This is a genomic window from Gluconacetobacter johannae (assembly GCF_014174305.1).
Lineage (GTDB): Bacteria > Pseudomonadota > Alphaproteobacteria > Acetobacterales > Acetobacteraceae > Gluconacetobacter > Gluconacetobacter johannae.
This window is the reverse complement of sequence record NZ_JABEQH010000003.1, coordinates 98096-115775: the sequence shown is the minus strand read 5'-3', so window position 1 is coordinate 115775 and position 17680 is coordinate 98096. Positions and strand designations below refer to the sequence as shown.

Sequence of the window (17680 nt, the reverse complement as noted above, 5' to 3'; positions counted from 1 at the left end):
CGCAGCTCTGGACCGGCCCGGCCGCTCCTGTAAGGTGCGCCCGGCCTGTCAAGAAACCGTGACCCGGACTGAAAACCATGGCCCTTGTGCCCGCTGGCGCTTTGAAGCCCTATCGGCGTGCGCGCACGGTCGCACGGACGCCATGACCCGAGGGAGACACAGGTGGATTGTCCCGCGATCGACAATATATACGCCCCCCTGGCCATCCTGCTGATGCGCCATCCCCCCGTCGCCGTGCCGGCCGGCACCTGCTACGGCCGGCACGACGTCGCCCTGCTGCCGGGGTGGCAGGGCCGCGCCGATGGCCTGGCCGTCCTGGCGCGCGGGGCCGGCTGCCGCGTCATCCATGCCTCCCCCGCCAGCCGCTGCCGGCAGGTGGCCGAACGGATCGCCGCGCGCGCCGGCATCGCGCTGCATGTCGACCCCCGCCTCGCCGAACTGGATTTCGGCGCGTGGGAGGGGCAGCCCTGGGACAGCATAGACCGCACCGCCCTGGACGAATGGGCGGCCGACCCCGAGGGCTTCGCGCCCCCCGGCGGCGAGGCCGGCCGTGATCTGCTGCACCGCATCCAGTCGTTCTGGCACGAGATGCTGGCGCAGGGTGTGCCGGCCTGCGTGCTGTCGCATGGCGGCCCGCTGCGGCTGATGGAAGGGCTGGCGGCGGGACGGCGCCCGGCATTGCTGGACCCCGTCATGCGGCAGGGGGGCGCGCGCCTCTATGCCGTGCCGTGCCGGCATGTGGCGGCCGCGCCTAGCGGATGATCCAGCCGCGCCGGTGGGGGTCGCGCCGCTCCCACCCCTGGCGCTCCAGCTCGGGGGTATCCGCGTGCTCCTGCGGATATCCGACGCAGAGATAGGCCAGGAACGTCCAGTCCGGATCGGCGTCCAGAATCCGCGCGATCCGGTCGGGGTCCAGGATCGACACCCACCCGACCCCCAGCCCCGCCGCGGTCGCGGCCAGCCAGAACGTATGGATGGCCATGACCGCCGACCAGACCGTGGTCTCGGGCATCGTCATCCGCCCCAGGCCCCGGCCCTGGCGCGGATCGGCGTCGCAGAACACCGCGACATGATGCGGGGCCTGGTCCAGCCCGGCCAGTTTCAGCGCCGCGTACCGCCCGCTGTCGTCCCCGGTCCGCGCAGCCAGCGCTTCGGCATTGCAGCGCGCGAAATCCGCCCGCACGGCCGCGCGCCGGTCGGGACGATCGACCCGCATGAAGCGCCATGGCTCGCTCAGCCCCACCGACGGGGCCAGGCAGGCAGTCGCCAGCAGCCCGTCCAGCGTGGCCTCCGCCACCGGATCGGGGCGGAAATGCCGCACGTCCCGCCGCCAGAGAAACAGCCGGTCGAGCGTGTCGCGAAAATCGGTCGGAAAGACGGGACAAGTCATCGGGGCACCAGAAGGTCGAGGATCGGGGCGGCGCGAACCGTTTACCCGTTTCCCAGGACCATGTCCCACAGCAGCTTGCCGTTCAGGACCAGGATCACCCCCGCCACCAGCCACGACAGCGCGGCCATGCGGCGGGTGATGGCGAACGCCCCCATCATCCGCCGGTCAGACACGAACAGCACCAGAGGAATCACCGCGAAGGGAAGCTGCATCGACAGCACGACCTGGCTGAACACCAGCAGCCGGTCGGCCCCCCCAGGGCCGTAGAGGGCGGTCACGACCACCACCGGCACGATGGCCAGGCCGCGCGTCAGCATCCGCCGCGCCCAGTGCGGCAGGCGCAGATGCACGAACCCTTCCATGACGATCTGCCCGGCCAGCGTGCCGGTGATGGTGGAATTCATGCCCGCCGCCAGCAGCGCCACCGCGAACAGGGTCGAAGCGCCCCCCAGCCCCAGCAGCGGCGAGATCAGGCGATAGGCCTGCGCGATCTCGACCACATCGCGATGCCCGCTCTCATGAAAGGCGGCGGCGGCGACGATCAGGATGGCCGCGTTGATGAACAGCGCCAGCATCAGCGCCAGCGTGCTGTCCCAGGTCGACCAGCGGATCGCGTCGCGTCGCCCGGCCTCGGTCCGGTCATAGGCCCGGGTCTGCACGATCGAGGAATGGAGGTAGAGGTTGTGCGGCATGACAGTGGCGCCGATGATGCCGATGGCGACATACAGCATGCCGGGGTTCGTCAGGATCGCGGGCGACGGGACGATGCCGCGCAGGATCGCGGCCACCGGCGGCGCCGCCGCCACGACCTGCACCCCGAAACAGGCCGCGATGACCACCAGCAGCCCGATCACGAACGCCTCGAGATAACGGAATCCGCGATTCATCAGCAGCAGGACGATAATGGCGTCCAGCCCGGTAATCACCGCGCCCAGCAGCAGCGGAATACCGAACAGAAGCTGGAGCGCGATGGCGGTGCCGATGACCTCGGCCAGGTCGCAGGCGATGATCGCGGCCTCGCACGCCAGCCACAGCATGATCGTCACCGGCATCGGAAACCGCGTGCGACAGGCCTGCGCCAGATCGAGCCCGGTGGCGATGCCCAGCCGGGCCGACAGCGCCTGCAACAGGATCGCCATCAGGTTGGACAGCATGATGACCGACAGCAGCGTATAGCCGAACCCCGCCCCCCCGGCGAGGTCGGTCGCCCAGTTGCCCGGGTCCATATAGCCGACCGACACCAGATATCCCGGCCCGATGAACGCCAGCAGACGCCGCCACCCCGTGGCGTCACGCGGCACGCTGACCGTCGCATTGACCTCGAACATGCTGACACCCCTCCCGGCGGGACCAGCGTAACGCCCGCCGCCGACATTATGCAATATGCTATATGATGTAGGGCAGGCGATCTGATATATGCTTGGGTCAATTCGTGACGGTCAGGCTGACGGCGGCATCGCCGCGACACGGGAATTGAGGCGCGGCGATAGTCCAGTATAAGGACGGTTTCCCGCGCAGGCGGTTCACACAGGAGGTCCCGGCAGGTGGAGAACGCACGCGCCGCGCGCAAGCCCGTCGAGATCATGCCCGACCCCGACGTCCAGTCCGAAGGCTTCCGCCAGGCGCGCGAGGCGCGACGGACCGCGCTGGTCGAGGATTATGTCGAGCTGATCGCCGACCTGCTGGCCGAAGGACGCGAGGCCCGGCAGGTCGACATCGCCTGCCGGCTGGGCGTGTCACAGCCCACCGTCGCCAAGATGCTGGTCCGGCTGGCGGCCGACGGGCTGGTGACGCGCCGTCCCTATCGCGGGATCTTCCTGACCGAAGCCGGGCAGAAGATGGCCGAGGACAGCCGCACCCGCCACCGGGTCGTCGAGGCCTTCCTGCGCGCGCTGGGCATCAGCGCCGACACCGCCCGAATCGATGCCGAAGGCATGGAGCATTACGTGGGCGCTGAAACCCTGGCCGCCTTCCGGCGCGCCATCGACGCGGGGCTGGCGGAGTTTCTTTCCGGCCGGGGCTGCGCGGGAAAGGCGCCCGATGCATCAAGAGAGTTGTAAAATCCGCAACGCCGGGTTTCAGTAGGCCGACAGGGCCGGCGGCCGGCCTCACGGGGGGACGTGTCGTGAAGAAAATCCTGTTCGGGGCCTTGGCGCTGTGCGGCGCGGTACTTGGCGACGCTACGACCGGCATGGCGGCCGCGATCGCGCCGCCCCTTTCGCCGGACGCGGCGACGACGGGGCAGATCTCGTTCTCCATCAAGGAACTCGATATCGGGGCGGGCTTCACCTGGGGGCGGGGCCGGCTGGTCTATGGCGGGCGGACCTACGATTTCACCATTTCGGGGGGCGGCCTCGTCGGCGTCGGCTTCTCGCGGATCGAGGCGCGCGGCACCATCCGCAACCTGACCCGCCTGCGCGATTTCGACGGCACCTACTGGGCCGTGCAGGGCGAGGCGACGATGGGCCGCGGCCGGGGCGGCAAGGTGATGGAAAACAATCACGGCGTCGATATCAGCCTCTCGACCACCACGCGCGGCGCGCGCCTGGCCGCCGAGGCGATGCGCGTCACGCTGCATCTGCGCCAGGCCGCCTGATCGGGGCGGACAGCAGCACGCCGGCGTCGATGCCATGGACGATCAGGTTCCGGTCCGGCGCTGGCGCGCGCCGTCCATCTGATCGGGATCGCCCAGAAAATCATCAAAGGAAAATCGTCGTAACAGCTAATGCGACTGCTTCGCACTGTTAAGTTGCTATGCTATCCAGCAACGGAACCGACGACGCGGAAGATGAAGATGTCCCACCCCCTGGCGTTCATGCGCCTGCCCTACGCCGTGCTGACCATGCTCGACAGCCGAATGTACCATTACTGGATGCAACCCGTCCATTACCTGGTCCGAACGGCGCACATGATAAGCATGGCCGGCTTCTTCGGCATCGACCTGGTGCTCGATGCGGCGCTGTTCCGGCATGGCGGCCGGCAGGCCCTGGCGGCGGTGTCCCGGCTGATCGTGCCGTGGATCCATGCCCTGTTCGCCGTCGCGATGGTCACCGGCGTTGCGCTGTTTTTCTACGATCCGGTCCGTATCGGCAGCCGCAGCTACCTGACGCCGAAGCTGCTGCTGATCGCCATGGCCATGGGCCTGGTCGCTTTCTCGCACCGCAGGGTCTATGTGGCCGCGCTGGGCGGCCAGCCCGCCGGCACGACACAGGCGCGGCTGGTCGCGGCGGCCTCGCTGGCGCTGTGGACCGGGGTGATCGTCATGTCGTGCCTGAACAGCGAAGGCGTGCCGAAGGTCTTCCTGCGCTGATCCCCAACGCGGCGCGACTGTCAGAAGGGCAGGTCCCGGATATCCGGCGCGCACCACTCGCGCCGCGCGGCGACCGAAAACAGGACCGGCCGCGTCCAGTAGGTCAGCAGCCAGTCGCTGCGGCCGAACGGCGAGGCCATCAGCGCGGCGCAGATGGCCGGCAGCGGGCGGGACGGGTGCTCGGCCAGCATCGCGCGCGCGGCCCGGATCGAGGCCTGGGTGATCGTTTCGTGATACCCGCTGCTGTCGGTATTCGTCCCGCCGAGCGCCAGGTTGTAGGCGCGAATCAGGCCGGGCATCTCGCGCGGCAGATCCATGTCGGGCCGCGTCCGCAGAAGCCAGAACGTGGCGGCGAAATGGGCGGCATGGGTCCATGCCTCCTTCGGCAGGGTGCGGTCCAGCAGCCCGCGACCGATCGCGGCGATCGCATCATCCGAGGCGAAGGGGGATAGGGCGGCAGGCGGCGACGTCATGAGGGCTCCGGCGACGAGACAGGCCGAGGGAATACACCGTTCGACCGCGTTGTGAAGAGCAACGCGTCCGCCGGACCACGGAGCACTTGCAGCCCGGCCGGCTGGTATTGGGAATAATTTAGGCCATATCCACTGGACGCGCCCATGCCAGGCGCGAACCATCGGCCCATGGAAGACATCACGTCCCATCGCGCCGCAAGGCGCCACGCATGAATATAACCGGCCTGTTCATCCGCCGGCCGGTGGCGACGACGCTGCTGGCCCTGGCGTGCGTCCTGTGCGGCGTCGTCGGCTACCTGACGCTGCCGGTGGCGGACCTGCCGAACATCGACTTCCCGGTGATCCAGGTCCAGGCCCAGCAACCCGGCGGATCGCCCGAACAGATCGCCAGTTCCATCGCCGAACCGCTGGAGCGGCATCTGGGCCAGATTGCCGACCTGACGGAAATGACGTCGCAATCCAGCCAGGGCCAGTTACGCATGACGTTGCAGTTCGCGCTGTCGCGCGACATCAACGGCGCGGCCCGCGACGTGGCGGCCGCGATCCAGGCGGCACGCGCCGACCTGCCGACGACGCTTCGCCAGAACCCCAGCTACTCCAAGGCCAACCCGAACGATCCGCCCGCCCTGATCCTGGCCCTGACCTCGGACACATGGCCGCTGGCACAGGTCTACGACCAGGCGTCCAACCTCATCCTGCCCCGCCTGTCGCAGGTCAGGGGCGTCGGGCTGGTCCAGGTCAGCGGCAGCGCCCTGCCCGCCGTGCGGGTCGAGATGAATCCCCTGCCGCTGTACAAGTACGGCATCGGGTTCGAGGACGTGCGCGCGGCCCTGGCCTCGGCCAACGCCCATACGCCCAAGGGCTTCATCGACCAGGACGGCCGGCGCATGACGCTGGAGACCAACGACCAGGCCCGCAACGCCCAGGCCTATCGCGACCTGGTCCTTGCCTGGCGCAACGGCCGCCCGGTCCGCCTGGCGGATGTGGCCACGATCACCGACGGGGTCGAGGACCTCCGCAATGCCGGCTATTACAACCGCAAGCCGGCCATCGTCGTGCAGGTCTTCATGCAGGCCGGGGCGAACGTCGTGCAGGCGCTGGACCGGATCCACACCGAACTGCCTTACATGCAGGCGACCCTGCCGGCCGGGATTGCGGTGCAGACCCTCATGGACCGGTCGCTGACCATCCGCGCCTCGCTGGCCGACACCCGCCGGACCCTGATCCTGTCGGTCGTCCTGGTGGTGGCGACGGTGCTGCTGTTCCTCGGCACGCTGCGCGCCACCATGATCCCGGCCATCGTCATTCCGGCGTCGATCATGGGCACGCTGGGCGTCATCAGCGTGCTGGGCTATTCGCTGGACAACATGTCGCTGATGGCGCTGACCATCTCGACCGGCTTCGTCGTCGATGACGCCATCGTCGTGCTGGAAAACATCACCCGCCATGTCGAGGACGGCCTGCCGCCGTTCGAAGCCGCGCTGCGGGGCGCGGCCGAGGTGGCGTTCACCGTGACGTCCATCACCCTGTCGCTGATCGCCGTGTTCCTGCCGATCCTGCTGATGGGGGGCATCGCCGGACGCCTGTTCCACGAATTCGCCATGACGGTGTCGGTCACGCTGGGCGTGTCGCTGGCCCTGTCATTGAGCCTGACGCCGATGCTGTGCGCCCGCGGGGTCGGCCGCGCGGCCGGCCCCGCCCCCGGACGCCTGGCCCGCCGGCTGGAGGCCGCGCATGCCGCCATGCTGGGCGCCTACGCACGCTGCCTGGACTGGGCGCTGGCCCATCGCGCGATCATGCTGGCGTCGCTGCCGGCCACGATCGGGCTGACGGTGCTGGTCTATACCCATATGCCCCAGGGCCTGTTCCCCGACGAGGATACCGGCATGCTGCTGGGCCGGCTGATGGGGGACCAGGCGATTTCGTTCCAGGCGATGGAACAGAAGATGGACCAGACCCAGGCCGCCCTGCTGCGCGACCCCGACGTGGCGGGGGTCGCGGGGTTTCTGGGCGGACGGGGATCGTCGAACCAGGGCAACATCTTCATCCGCCTGACGGACAAGTCACAACGCGCCGATCCGCCCTCGACCACCATCACGCATCTCAATGCCCGCCTGCGCGACATGACCGGCGCGCGGTTCTATGCCCTGCAGCGCGGGGCGATCCGGGTCGGCGCCCGGCCCAGCAACGCCGCGTACCAATATACCTTGCAGGACGACAGCAGCCCGGCCGAACTGTACGTCTGGACGCAGAAGCTGGTGACCGCGCTGTCGGCCCGTCCCGAGTTGATGGACGTCTCGTCGGATGTCCTGCTGGGGGGGCACACCCAGAATATCGGGATCGACCGCGACAGCGGCGCGCGGATGCAGATCACGCCGCAACTGGTGTCCAACACGCTGTACGACGCCTACGGCCAGCGGGCGGCGTCGATCATCTATAACGGCATGAACCAGTATCGCGTGGTGATGGAGGTCGAACCCCGCTTCTGGCAGGACCCGTCCTCCCTGCGACAGGTCTGGGTCAGCGTTGCCGGCGGCAGCCCCCGGGGCGGCACGCAGGCCAACACCATCCGCGTCCGCGCCACGACGGCGGGAACGGCGGATGCGGCGTTGAGCGCGCAATCTTTCCGCAACCAGATCGCGAACACGCTGGCCGGCGGTCGGTCCACCTCGACCGGATCGGCGGTGTCCACCGCCGCCGAGACCATGGTCCCGCTGCCGCTGGTCGCCCGGACCACACCGGGCCTGACCCCACTTGCGATCAATCACGAAGGCCAGGCCGTCGCCGCCACCATTTCGTTCAACCTGCCCACCGGCGTCCCGCTGGGCCGTGCGATGCAGGTCGTCGACGATACGGTCCGCCGGCTTCATCCGCCGCCAAGCATCCATGGCGCCTTTTCCGGTAACGCCGCGCAACTGCAAAGCTCGTCCAGCAGCGAGCCGCTGCTGATCCTGGCGGCGCTGGCGGCGGTCTACATGACGCTGGGCATCCTGTACGAAAGCTATGTCCATCCGCTGACGATCCTGTCCACCCTGCCCTCGGCCGGTGTCGGCGCCCTGCTGGCGCTGTGGGCCTTCGGCGAGCAATTTTCGCTGATGGCGATGATCGGGGTGATCCTGCTGATCGGCATCGTGAAGAAAAACGCGATCATGCTGGTCGATTTCGCGATCGACGCCGAGCGCACCCATCGCCTGCCCCCCACGGAGGCGATCCACCAGGCCTGCCTGCTGCGATTCCGCCCGATCATGATGACGAGTTTCGCGGCGGCGCTGGGCGCGTTGCCGCTGGTGCTGGGACATGGGTACGGATCGGAACTGCGGCGGCCGCTGGGCATCGCCATCATCGGCGGGCTGGCGGTCAGCCAGGCCCTGACCCTGTTCACCACGCCCGTCGTCTATCTCTGTCTGGACCGGATCGCCCTGTTGGCGCACCGCTATTTCCAGTCGGACAGGCATCCACACGATCTCGCCGGGTCGCAAGAAGGGAAATGAAAGATAAATTATAGTGCACCCCGACACGGGACTGATAGATTTACCGGCCATTCCATTGGTTGCCGCGCGGGCCCGTCACATCGCGGCGACCCTCTCCGGAGGACATGACAGGTGACGGAACTGACCCCGGTGCTGGCGCGACGCCCGGCCCAGGACGCGCAGGATGCCCAGGCAGATGTTCGCGCAGGCCCGCCGCCCGCGTCCCGCCGGGTTCCCAGGGACGCCGTAATCCGGGGGGTCTGCATCGGCTTCGTCCTGTCGCTGGTCCTGTGGGGCGGCCTGTTCGCCCTTGTCGTGGCCCTGCATCACCTGGGACGATAAGGGGCTTTCAGGACGGGCGGTCTGCCGGCGCGGCCCGGTCCGGCGGCGGCCAGGCGTTCACCAGGGCAACCGCGTCGTCGATACTGAGCGGATGGGAGACCAGAAAACCCTGAAGCCGGTCCGCCCCGAGGCTGACGGCGATGTCCGCCTCCCGCGCGGTCTCTATGCCCTTGACGCAGACTGTCATCCCGCAGGCATGTCCAAGGTCGATCAGGCTCTTGAGCACGTCACGCGCATCGGGCCGGTCCGCCAGGCCGCGCGCGAAGCACTGGGCCAGCTTGATCTGCGAGACGGGAAGCGTCCGCAGCAGCCGAAAATCCGTCGGCCCATCGCCGAAACCGTCTATCGCAATCCGGAACCCTGCCGCCGCCAGTTCGCGAATGCGGTCGGTCGCGCGATTGGCCCGGCGACCGAAGACCGACCATGACGGAATTTCCAGGACGAAATCCCCGGTGGCCAGGCCGTGCGCGCCGATCTCGGCAAGCAGTCCTTTCTGCAGTTCGGTCCCCAGAAGATCGAAACGCGACAGATTGATCCCCAGGAGACGCACCGACATCGCATGCGCCCGGAAACAGTGCAGTGCTGACACCAGCGATCGTATCATGCGGGCGACAATGGCCGACATGAACTGGGAATCCGCCAGGGCGTCATCAAAGGACGACGCGGGCAGCAGGCCCCGCCGGGGATGGTGCCAGCGCAGCAGGGCCTCGACCTCATTGATCTGCCCGGTGCCGCAGGTCAGAATCGGCTGGAAATACGTTTCGAATTCGTCGGCCGCGACGCCATGCTTGGCGTCGGACAGCGTTTGCGACCGCGTGACGATCGCCCGGCGCAGGTCCGGCCCGAACAGCCGGACCTGCCTGCCGCCCGCGCGCTTGGCGGCATACAAGGCCAGATCGGCATGTTTCTGGGCTTCCTCGACCGAGTCATATCCGGCCAGCGGCAGCACACCCAGGCTGCCCGACAACATGACGACGCCCATCCCCAGATCGACCGGCTGTTCGATCACCGCGAGGATCTGCTCCATTACCTGGTCCCGCACGGTCGATTGCACCGTCTTGTCGAGAATCAGCGCGAATTCGTCGCCGCCGAGGCGGCATATCGTGTCGGACGGGTCGACAAGGCCGGTCAGGCGCGTCGCGATCGTCCGCAGCACCCTGTCGCCGGCGTCGTGACCATGGCTGTCGTTGACATGCTTGAATCCGTCCAGGTCGAACATGACAAGGCACGCCCCGGCACTGTCGCCCCTCGCCGCACGGCGCAGGGCGCCGGTCATCCTGTCGTGAAACCCGGCCCGATTCACAAGGCCGGTCAGGGAATCGGTCACCGCGAGGCTTCCCAGCCGCATGCGTGTCAGCATCAGTTCCGTGATATCGAATCGCATCGCGATATAGCCGTCGATCCGACCGTCAGCGCCTGTCCTGGGGACGATCGTCGTCGCAACCCAATAACACGACCCGTCCTTCGCCCGGTTCCGGATATTGCCGCGCCATGTCCGCCCCGATTGGAGAGTCTTGTACATGTCGCGGAAAAATTCGGGATCGTGATAGCCCGAATTGACGATGGCATGCGTGGCGCCCAGAAGTTCGTGCCTGCCGTATTTGCTGATAGCGCAAAATCGGTCATTCACATAGGTAATCACCCCATCGACATCCGTCATCGCCACGATAAGAATATCATCGACGACGTCCGCCAGAAGGGCGGCATCATGCGACGTCGGGCCGGATAGTTCGTTGGAGGTATCAGACATCGTTTTATATCCCGCCCGTTGGCGCCCGCCGGGCAATGTCGCGCCAGCGGCGCAGCGCCGCGCCGTTATATATTTCATGTAAAACAGACGGATATTTCAGTTTATTTTCGCAATAGTGCCTGGGACCGCGCGCGGAAGACATTCCGTCATGGCCCCGCATGGCACGGCCTCATTTCCCGTTGGGCGCGCGCATCAGAAGCGGCCCGACCTTCGCCCATATCGCATCCGCCAGCAGCGCCTGCCCCTGCGCCGTGGGATGGGTATCGTCGCCCTGCCAGTACGTGTGGTTTTCCACGCTGTACAACGGCTGGTCCGGCGCAAACGGGTCCAGTTCCATGTCCGCGGGAATCGCGCCGTTCCGCACGGCGTCCCTGATGGACTGCCTCAGCGCGCCGTACGTGTTCGCCTCGTCCACGATCGCGACGGTGAAACCGTAAGTCTTCAGGTTTTTCGCGATCATTCCGAGATTCGCGATGGTCTCGGCCAGCGGAATATGATTCGTTTCGAGATGATCGTTGAAGCCGCCGAAGATGACCGCCACGCGCGTCGCGGCCCCCCGCGCCACGGCGGCGGCGGCCGGCAGGGCCGCGCGCATCTGTCGGGTAGTGGCGCCCGACACGGCAAAATTATAGCTCTGGTAACGGCCTTTCCGCTGCATCAGCAGGGGCCAGTTGATGCCGTCTTGAACTCGGTACCCTTCGGTGCGGCTGTCGCCGATGGCGACCAGGACGGATTTGAGCTGGGGCATGAAATTGCCCGACGCCGCCGCCGAAGCGTGAAAATCGCGCAGGGCGGTATCGGACAGGCCGCCATCCGCGATGACGATGCCCGTCCACTGGCCGGTATTGCGCCCCTGGGAATACCAGCTTCCGCCATCGGCATTATAGCCGACATAGCCGCCCGCCAGCGTGCCGGACGGTACGGCGGCCCGCCAGGCGCTGACGGCGTTTCCCGACATCAGGTCATACCCGCCGGGCCCCGCGGCCACGCCGAAGGCCGCCGGGCTGTTGGTCACGACCAGGCCGGTCTTCTGGTCCGGGCTGTTCCGATCGGCCAGATGCACGAACCCGTCGAGCGTATAGCTGCCCGTGAAGATCTTGAACTCCGGCCCGCCATTCCGCCCCCCCAGCAGCACGGGAACCGGAAAGGCCCCCGACGCGGTGTTGGACGAGGCATAGACCCCCGTGGTGCCGAAGAAGAAACCATTCGCCGGGACCTTCAGACTGTCGGGAATCACGAAGCCGCCCGGACCGTTTCCCTCGCCCCACGAGATCGCATCGCGCCCGGCGATCCGGATGATGCCGATATGCACGACCTCCCGCCCGGAAACGGCCGTCAGATGGTTGCCGTGCCCGGACTGGTCGTAGATCCGCATGACGATCGCGTCCGTGCCGGGGTCCTTCTCCGCCAGGGCCGCGTCGAGCGCCCCGCTGTCGAACGTGCCGTCCGGACGAATGGCGATGGTGCGCCCGCGACGCTGGCCGGACACCAGGATGGCAAGATCAAGCGCCGGTCCGGAATATCCCGTAACCATCTGCATCGGCCCGCCGGCGAACACCGTATGCGCGCCGAAGGCGTCCCCCGGGCGCCCGGTCTTCAGCGCCACCCACCGGGCGGCCCCTACCTGGACCGACGCGGCGCGCCAGACCTGCCCCCATGCCTGCCACAGATCGCCCTCGGCATAGCCGGCGCCGGCGTCATCGCGCACCGTCGGGGCACGATCGAGACCAGCCGCCGCCGCGTCGCCGGCGGGAATGCAGATGGCCGATCGCGGCCCGCCGTCCGGCGGGCAGGCCGGCGCCGCCGCGTACGCCGCCCCGCCGCCGGCGACGGACAGGCCAAGCAGGGCGGCATGCCAAGCGACGGTCGCGGCCCGTGCCTGTTGCCGACCGACCTTGTTCCCCGCGCGGGATTTCAGGATGGACATGCGGACGCCTTCCTTCACTGGCCGTCGAATACATAATGCAGCAGCAGCATGCCGCTGGCCTCCGACCAGCTTCCGGCGCGGGTATATCCGCCCTCCAGGCCCAATCTCAGTTGGGGATTGACCTGGTAGGCCACCCGCGCCCGACCGGTGCCGGCCACGCCGCTTGCGCCCTGCTTGCCGAACATGTTCGGCGGCGTCGTCATTGATGTCTGTTGCAACCCGTCATTCAGCGGATAGTACGGCGCGGATGCATCGTGGTAGTTCTGATACCCGCCCTCGCCGCGCAGGAACCACGTCCACCTGTCGATATGGCCGGAATATTCGACCGTGGGCATGATCGCGTAATAGGATTGCGGCGAGAAATATCCGCCCTGCCCCCAGGTGAAGACGTAGCTGTTCCGCTTGTAGCCGAAGTATGTCAGGTTGACGCCCACCCGCAGACGCTGGCGCTGATCCATCTGCCAGACCGTCGCGCTGCCGCCCAGGCCGGCCTCGACTTCGGTATTGTCGACGACATGGGTGCCGCTGAGATACGCGAAGCCGCCGCCGGCATACAGGTTCCATACCGGCGTCGCCCATTCCAGGGCGCCATGACCGCTCAGCCGCGTCACCCCGCCCCAGATCCGCCCCGTCCCCGGGTCCCGCATCCCGGCATAGGACAGTTCGCTGTCCGTCACCATGCGGCGGCCGCCGGTGATCCGCAGGGTCAGGTTGGGTGTCAGGTGCGGGGCGAATTCGACTCCGCCCAGGACATTGGCGATCGGGAAACCCAGCGGGGTCGATCCCACATCGGCCGAGAACCAGTTATCGACATAGCGTAGGTCCAGCCCGGCCCCGCTGACATATTCATGATGATGGGCCGACGCCGGCGCGCCGTTGACCAGAACGGTGCCGAACTGACGCGCCGTATCGGTGTTCCGCAACGGATCGCCGGTGAACAGCGCGACCGGCGTCACCGAGAAACTCATGCGCTGCAGCCAAGACGAAAAAGGGAGCGTTCCCGTCATCGGGAAGGCCAGCTCGGTCAGCTGCCCCAGCCCGCCGCTGCCCAGGCGGCTTCTGACATAGGCATTGGCGTCGATCTGCGGCGAGAGGGAGTCGCGCACATAGACGATCCGCCGGTTCACCGCCGCCGTCTGCTCGTCCTGCGGCAGGTAGTGGTAACTGGCCGGCAGGGGCGCGCCACGCTGGGGGTCGTACCCGGCGTCGATATCGGGCCAGCGATAATCCGGCTGCCGGACCGCCTCCGCGCCGCAATCGGCGTCGGCCCCGGTGCGGCATTGCAGGTCGCGCGCCCGTTCGAGGTCCGCAAGCTGCTGCCTGTCGCGCCCTTCGGCCCGGTCGTTCTCGGCGCGCACCTGCCATGTGACGACATTGTCGGGGTCACGCGCCGTCAGTTGCCGTGCCATCTCCCGCGCCAGGGGACGATCGTTCAGGGCCAGCGCATCCAGCGCGACGGCGGCCATCGCCTCCACACTCTCCGGCCGCCGGTGCAGGGCGTCCTGATCGGTGTGCAGCGCCAGGTCGGATTTGCCCTGCGCCTGATAGACCCGTCCCAGCGCCAGCCACGCCCGCGCGGCATCGGGGTGCGCCGCGACCACGGGCGCGATGACGCCGTAAGCCTGGTCCGGCTGTTTCTGTCCGATCAGACGGTCGGTCTTCAGCACCGCCAGGCCGACCGCGACATCCTCGCGCGCCTGGGCCTCGTCCGCCGTGGGCGGGGCTGCCTGCGCGCGTACCAGGCGGTCGTACTCGTCCAGAAACCGCTGCGTGTCGCCGACCGATTGCAGCCGCAGGGACAGGCCGGCATAGGCCAGCCGCTGGGTCGGCCGGGGGGATGGGGTAATCGCGGCCTCATGCGCCACGACCCAGCGCGCGCTGCCCGTATCATGCCCGTCCAGCAGCGCGTTCACCAGGATCGCCGCGCGATCGCCCGTAGGGTCGGGCTGGTCCGCCAGGACAAGGATCGACCGCATGTCGTGCGGCGGCAGGGTCCTGATCTGCCGGTACAGGGCGATCTGCCGCATGATGCGCGTCATGTCGGCCGTGTCCGCCGCGGGCGGCAGGCGGGCGATCAACTGTTCCGCCCGGTCGATATCGTGACCGGACATGGCAAAGATGATCCCCGCCTGAAGATTGGCCGCCGGCGCATGGACGTCCTGCGTCAGGCCGGCCATCAGGTCGCGGGCCTCCCGCGTCCGGCCGTCGCGGTACAGGGCCTGCGCCAGGCTCAGGCTCAGCCACGGATCGCCCGGCACCCGGTCCAGCGCCTGGCGCAGGAAGCCGATCCGCTCGGCGTCGGTGCCGGCATGGGCGGCGCGATCCATGTCGTCGGCCGCCTCCAGCCGCGGCAGCAGCGCCGGCCGTTCCGTCCCGAGGCGGGCCATCAGGACCCGGGCCTCGTCACCCTGACCCCGCTGGAACAGCAGATCGGCCAGGTTGAACATGGCGTCCGGGTCACGCGGGCGGCGACGCAGCACCTCGCGATAGATCCGCTCGGCCTCGGCGGTGCGCCCCTGCCGCCGGTCCAGGCCGCCTTCCATCATCAGAACGGCCAGCGCCATTTCGGGCCGTGTCGCAAGACGGGCCAGGGCGGCACGCGCCGCGTCATACTGGCCCTCGGCCATCAGATGGGTGATCCGGACGATTTCAGGATCGTTCTGGCCGACCGCGTCCAGGTTCCTGATCGCGGCGCGCCAGTGCGGCGCGCGCGCCGCATCCGCCGCGATCGCCCGGCGGAAATATCCACGCGCCACCCCCGGCTGCCGGCGCCGCTGGGCCACCAGGCCCAGCCCGCCCAGCACGTCGGCATCCTGCGGGTTGACGGCCTGGGCGCGCTGGAACGCCGCGCTGGCCGCGTCCAGCCGCCCATGGGTCAACAGGACATAGCCTTCGGTCCGGTCGTTCCCCTCGTCGATGATCGCCTGGGTTGCCCGCGCCTTCTCCAGCCGGCCGAGCACCATGGCGTCATCGGGGTGCAGCGCCAGCCAGTCCATGTAAATCGGGATGCTGGCGCCGACGATCGGCAGCCATGACAACGTATCCCGCCACGCCCGTACCGCCAGCGCACGAATGACCGGCGGGGCGTTGCCCAGCGCCAGTTGGCGCAGTTGCGCCAGTCCGGCCGCGCGCGTGACGTCGCGATAGGTCAGGATCTGCGCCAGCGTCAGGCGCGCGTCCAGATCATGCGGGCTGCCGGCGACCAGCGCCGTCAGCTTGGTGCGGGCCTCGTTATATCCCAGGATGGTGCCGCCCAGGACACGGTAATATTCCAGCGCCAGCCCCGGCGGAGGGTCGCCGTTGTGAAACAGGTCACGGTAATGGAGCATCGCCGCCAGCATGTTGCCCGTCCCGGCAAGGCGGCGTGCTTCCTCCAGCCCCCTGGGGTCGACCGGGCCGAACCGCAGCGCCGCGCGCAGGCGCGCCACCAGCTCCGCGCTGCCGCCCGCCTTGACCAGGCGGTCCAACGTGGCGCGGGCGCCGGCCAGGTCCCCGCTATTGACCTGGACGATCCCCAGCATCGTCAGCGCGTCCTCATTGCCGGGCTGGATGGCGAGCGCCCGCTGGATGCTGCCCAGCGCCTTGTCGGGCTGGCGCGCGTCGATCCAGTAATGTCCTTCCTCCAGCACCAGGTCGAGGATGGACGCCGCATGTGCGCGCCGCGCCTCGTCGGACGACAGGGCGACAGGCTGGATGCCAGGCGGCGGCACGACCTGGGCAAAGGCCGGCGTACCCACCACCAGTCCGCCCAGCATCAGTCCCCCGCTGAGCAGCCCGCCCAGCATCGTCGCCCCGCACGCATGCGCCCGCAGGCCGCCGGGATAATGCCTAGTGGACACTGGACACGGCCGAGATTGAAAACAGGGCCAGCGCCAGAACCGTGCAGGCCCCCACCAGGACACCGGCCCCCCGGACCCGCGCGCCCTGGCGGGCCGTCTTCTCGTACTCCAGCCCCACCCGCTCGACGAACAGGTAGCTGAGCAGGCTGACGACCATGACGACGCCCAGCACGGCCGCCATCGTCCAGCCATGGACCTGGAACGCCATCAGGTAGTTCGCGACGACGATTCCGGGCCAGTGCCACAGATAGATCGAATAGGAGATCACCCCCACCGGCGACAGGGGCACCAGCCCGATCCGCGCGAGGCCCGTCTGCGGCAGCATAATCAGCGCGACGACGGCCAGGCATGGGAACAGGGACATGTAGGATGGGCAGGCGAAGTCCAGCCTGTAGAACAGCGCGGCCCCGATCAGCATCGCATAGGCGGCGACGAAGACGAGTGCCGCCGCCCCCCTGGACAGGCGAAGCGGCGGCAGGATCCAGATCATCGTCCCCAGCGAAAACTGCCACATCCGGTCGAAGATATTGTAATATCCCTGCGTGTCGCCGTGCAGATGGCTGAGCATGCTGAAGACGAACGACAGCAGGCAGATGGCCGAGATCGCCCATTTGCGGTGCCGCACGAAGGGCAGGAACAGCGCCATGAGGAAAATGATGGCGTAGAACTGCATTTCCAGGGACAGCGACCATGTGTGCAGAAACGGATAGGCGATGCTCTGCCCCTCGAAATAGCCGACATGCCCCGATGCCCAGATATTCGACAGATAGACCAGCGCATAGGCGCCGTTGAGGGCGATATCGGCGCGGTCGCTCGGCAGGACCCACCACAGCATGCCGGCCGACACCAGCGCGATCATGCACAGCAGCGCGGGCAACAGGCGATAGAGGCGCCGGCAGACGAAATTCACCGGCTTGAAGGGATGCTGCATGAGCGCCGAGCGGCCCATGAAATAGCCCGATATCACAACGAAGATGTCCACGCCGACAAAGCCGCCGCGCAGCCAGCCGGCATGGAACAGCACGACCATGAGAACGGCCAGCCCCCGCAGCCCGTCGATATCGCGCCGACGGTCCGTGGGGAAGAATTCACGCCGCAGAAGCTGCCTCCAGGACGTCTTCGCAGGTGGCGCCGTATAACGCTCGAGCATACCGGTGTTCCGTCAGTAGCGATATCAGG

The 17680-nt window shown here is 67.9% G+C and carries 13 protein-coding genes; 6 read left to right on the top strand and 7 right to left on the bottom strand.

The window, feature by feature from the left end; all coding sequences use genetic code 11:
* Nucleotides 1–213: 213 nt before the first annotated feature.
* Nucleotides 214–762, top strand: coding sequence for a histidine phosphatase family protein (locus tag HLH21_RS03125; protein WP_182941353.1), 549 nt, complete (start codon nucleotides 214–216; stop codon nucleotides 760–762).
* Here the strand turns inward: HLH21_RS03125 and bluB are convergent.
* Nucleotides 752–1390: a 5,6-dimethylbenzimidazole synthase gene (bluB, locus tag HLH21_RS03120; protein ID WP_182941135.1), complete on the bottom strand. Its 639-nt coding sequence runs from the start codon at nucleotides 1388–1390 to the stop codon at nucleotides 752–754. The two genes, HLH21_RS03125 and bluB, sit on opposite strands and share 11 nt — an antisense overlap.
* A 41-nt stretch (nucleotides 1391–1431) precedes the next feature.
* The gene (locus HLH21_RS03115) at nucleotides 1432–2718 is read right to left on the bottom strand and encodes an Nramp family divalent metal transporter (protein WP_182941132.1); all 1287 of its coding nucleotides are present in this window, start codon (nucleotides 2716–2718) and stop codon (nucleotides 1432–1434) included.
* A gap of 216 nt (nucleotides 2719–2934) precedes the next feature.
* On the opposite strand from HLH21_RS03115, the gene mntR reads away from it, so the two are divergent.
* From mntR to HLH21_RS03100, 3 genes are all read left to right on the top strand, one after another.
* A complete protein-coding gene (mntR, locus tag HLH21_RS03110; protein WP_182941129.1) occupies nucleotides 2935–3450 on the top strand; it encodes a manganese-binding transcriptional regulator MntR in 516 nt (171 codons plus the stop codon).
* 65 nt (nucleotides 3451–3515) lie between these two features.
* On the top strand, nucleotides 3516–3986 hold the full coding sequence (locus HLH21_RS03105; protein WP_264811890.1) for a hypothetical protein: 471 nt from the start codon (nucleotides 3516–3518) through the stop codon (nucleotides 3984–3986).
* 198 nt (nucleotides 3987–4184) lie between these two features.
* On the top strand, nucleotides 4185–4700 hold the full coding sequence (locus HLH21_RS03100; RefSeq protein WP_182941126.1) for a hypothetical protein: 516 nt from the start codon (nucleotides 4185–4187) through the stop codon (nucleotides 4698–4700).
* Between the two features lie 20 nt (nucleotides 4701–4720).
* Here the strand turns inward: HLH21_RS03100 and HLH21_RS03095 are convergent, their stop codons facing one another.
* A complete protein-coding gene (locus tag HLH21_RS03095) occupies nucleotides 4721–5173 on the bottom strand; it encodes a hypothetical protein (protein WP_220789647.1) in 453 nt (150 codons plus the stop codon).
* Nucleotides 5174–5382: 209 nt separating this feature from the next.
* Between HLH21_RS03095 and HLH21_RS03090 the strand changes: the two genes are divergently transcribed.
* Together HLH21_RS03090 and HLH21_RS03085 are read left to right on the top strand one after the other, a co-directional pair.
* A complete protein-coding gene (locus tag HLH21_RS03090) occupies nucleotides 5383–8664 on the top strand; it encodes an efflux RND transporter permease subunit (RefSeq protein ID WP_182941123.1) in 3282 nt (1093 codons plus the stop codon).
* Nucleotides 8665–8775: 111 nt separating this feature from the next.
* A complete protein-coding gene (locus HLH21_RS03085) occupies nucleotides 8776–8985 on the top strand; it encodes a hypothetical protein (RefSeq protein WP_182941120.1) in 210 nt (69 codons plus the stop codon).
* A gap of 7 nt (nucleotides 8986–8992) precedes the next feature.
* Here HLH21_RS03085 and HLH21_RS03080 read toward each other — a convergent pair whose 3' ends face one another.
* The 4 genes from HLH21_RS03080 to HLH21_RS03065 form a co-directional block, all read right to left on the bottom strand.
* Nucleotides 8993–10735 carry a putative bifunctional diguanylate cyclase/phosphodiesterase gene (locus HLH21_RS03080; protein WP_182941117.1) on the bottom strand — a complete coding sequence of 581 codons (1743 nt, stop codon included), beginning with the start codon at nucleotides 10733–10735 and terminating at the stop codon, nucleotides 8993–8995.
* Nucleotides 10736–10904: 169 nt separating this feature from the next.
* Nucleotides 10905–12662 (bottom strand): SGNH/GDSL hydrolase family protein, encoded by a 1758-nt coding sequence (locus HLH21_RS03075; RefSeq protein ID WP_182941114.1) that lies wholly within the window; start codon nucleotides 12660–12662, stop codon nucleotides 10905–10907.
* Nucleotides 12663–12676: 14 nt separating this feature from the next.
* Nucleotides 12677–16501 carry a cellulose biosynthesis protein BcsC gene (locus HLH21_RS03070; RefSeq protein ID WP_182941111.1) on the bottom strand — a complete coding sequence of 1275 codons (3825 nt, stop codon included), beginning with the start codon at nucleotides 16499–16501 and terminating at the stop codon, nucleotides 12677–12679.
* The gene (locus tag HLH21_RS03065; RefSeq protein ID WP_182941108.1) at nucleotides 16491–17651 is read right to left on the bottom strand and encodes an acyltransferase family protein; all 1161 of its coding nucleotides are present in this window, start codon (nucleotides 17649–17651) and stop codon (nucleotides 16491–16493) included. The genes HLH21_RS03070 and HLH21_RS03065 overlap by 11 nt, the downstream gene beginning before the upstream one ends.
* Nucleotides 17652–17680 lie beyond the last annotated feature (29 nt).

Excerpts from the sequence above, each read along its gene's own strand:
- HLH21_RS03065 (WP_182941108.1), bottom strand. The coding sequence starts at position 17,651 with ATGCTCGAGCGTTATACGGCGCCACCTGCGAAGACGTCCTGGAGGCAG.
- HLH21_RS03115 (WP_182941132.1), bottom strand. The coding sequence starts at position 2,718 with ATGTTCGAGGTCAATGCGACGGTCAGCGTGCCGCGTGACGCCACGGGG.
- HLH21_RS03080 (WP_182941117.1), bottom strand. The coding sequence starts at position 10,735 with ATGTCTGATACCTCCAACGAACTATCCGGCCCGACGTCGCATGATGCC.
- HLH21_RS03100 (WP_182941126.1), top strand. The coding sequence starts at position 4,185 with ATGTCCCACCCCCTGGCGTTCATGCGCCTGCCCTACGCCGTGCTGACC.
- HLH21_RS03075 (WP_182941114.1), bottom strand. The coding sequence starts at position 12,662 with ATGTCCATCCTGAAATCCCGCGCGGGGAACAAGGTCGGTCGGCAACAG.
- bluB (WP_182941135.1), bottom strand. The coding sequence starts at position 1,390 with ATGACTTGTCCCGTCTTTCCGACCGATTTTCGCGACACGCTCGACCGG.
- HLH21_RS03095 (WP_220789647.1), bottom strand. The coding sequence starts at position 5,173 with ATGACGTCGCCGCCTGCCGCCCTATCCCCCTTCGCCTCGGATGATGCG.
- HLH21_RS03090 (WP_182941123.1), top strand. The coding sequence starts at position 5,383 with ATGAATATAACCGGCCTGTTCATCCGCCGGCCGGTGGCGACGACGCTG.
- HLH21_RS03125 (WP_182941353.1), top strand. The coding sequence starts at position 214 with ATGCGCCATCCCCCCGTCGCCGTGCCGGCCGGCACCTGCTACGGCCGG.